The 1,612-nt window shown below is 62.9% G+C and carries 2 protein-coding genes; one reads left to right on the forward strand and one right to left on the reverse strand.

From position 1 onward, the window contains the following. Nucleotides 1-154 precede the first annotated feature (154 nt). Nucleotides 155-490, reverse strand: coding sequence for a hypothetical protein (locus MBENS4_RS25625; RefSeq protein WP_144401083.1), 336 nt, complete (start codon nucleotides 488-490; stop codon nucleotides 155-157). A gap of 846 nt (nucleotides 491-1,336) precedes the next feature. Between MBENS4_RS25625 and MBENS4_RS23070 the strand changes: the two genes are divergently transcribed. Then, nucleotides 1,337-1,612 (forward strand): DUF3768 domain-containing protein (locus MBENS4_RS23070; RefSeq protein WP_144401088.1); only part of this gene is annotated, 276 nt, incomplete at its 3' end.

Below are 1,612 nucleotides of genomic sequence, written 5' to 3' on the forward strand. Positions count from 1 at the left end.
CACACTCCACGCGCAGGTCGAGCTCCTCGCGCACGCAATCGGAGAGGGTTTCCAGGCGTCGATGCCCCATGTTCCAGTTATGTTCTTGCGGGGTGTGCCTGTCAATCCAAGCCTGGTGCCTGTGGACGGGCATCCAACGCATGGGGGAAGAGGGCTAGCGTTTCGCAGGCGGCCCCAGGTTCAGCGAGACCGCATTGACGGCCGGTGCCGACGCTTCAAGCGGCGCACTGCGTGTGTCCATCGTGATCCACTGGCGCCCGTACGTGCGCGCGACCAGATAGAAGACCGAGCCATGGCACCCCACCACCATGCACCTGTCCTGCAGATTAACCGGTGAACTGCATGCGCCAAAGCGCAGGATCTGCACCGAAACGTCGACCCTGTGTTGCATCCCGCAGCAGCGGCATTGCGAGCGTACCTGCGCGTTTGTGCGCTGCAGTGCGCCCCAGGTGGAGGCCCAGCGGGGAATGAGGGAGATGATCTGGGGCATGGGGCGAGCGTATCGACTTTGCTGGAATGCGTCTATCGAGGGAAGTGATATGGCGCCCTGGCGCCGAGGGTATCCGGCTTTTCGGAGTGCGCGGCGCACCGATGCAATACGCATTGAATTTACACGGCCCAAGGTGTAAATAGGTCGCACCAAACGACATAGGCTTTTGCCTTTGGATGAACCCCCGTCACTGCAATGACGGGGGTTCAATCGTTTTGGCCGTTCGGGGACGCGCTGCAACGCGCCCCCTCCCGTTGCCTACTTGCGGCGTGCTACCTCCACCACCTTCAAAATGAGGGTGGCAAAGGCAAACAGCACCGTAAGGAGAAGGCAAATGTCACCAAACGACATAGGACTTTTCTCCTTTGGATTGACGGCAAAGGTGCCGCCGCGCGCAGCGATAAGCCTATCGCGCAGCTGGGCAAAGAGGCGATCAGGTTGAATTTTTCCCCAGCTTGAGGGGCGAGCAAAGGGGAGCGGCCTGCCGGCACGGCTCTATCGGCGCATGCGCGCCGAGCGAACCCGCACACGGTTTCGCCCCATCCGGGTCACGATCCTCGCTCGAGCCAGAGGCGGCCGTGCCGCCGCGCGTACATCCCAGGGGGAAGCCGCCAAGGGCTCCTGCCCTTTCGTTCCCCCAAGCAAAATAGACGCTGCACCGGGTTGCCACCAGGTTCGACCAGGTCGGCGCGCAAAAGCGCGCCGGGTCTCTCCAGGCTTGCCGCCCGCACCAGCTGCGCGTCGATTTGGCTTTCCCCTCCCCATCCCGCGCTTCGCCAGCGGGTCAGAAGCCGATGGATGCCCATCGCCTTCGGCTCCATCGGTTGAAACAAGGGAAACACGCACATGATGAATCTGGCTGACATGACCCCCGAGCAGCGCGCGGACTACGCCGAGCGCGTGGCTGCTCTGAACGATGCGCTTCGCGCGGACCTGAGCAACCCACAAGCGGGTCGGGTCGTCCTGACCGAGGGCATCCGCGCCCTTATCGAGAACACCGACCGCTCGCCATTCTGGATCGACACCGGGGCGTTATTGCGCATCGTGCGCGCGTTCTCGGACTTCACCGAGGGCAACAATCCGCATGGTGAGCGCGACTTCGGGGCCTTCGACTGGAAGGAC

It is taken from the genome of Novosphingobium sp. MBES04 (genome assembly GCF_000813185.1).
GTDB lineage: Bacteria > Pseudomonadota > Alphaproteobacteria > Sphingomonadales > Sphingomonadaceae > Novosphingobium > Novosphingobium decolorationis.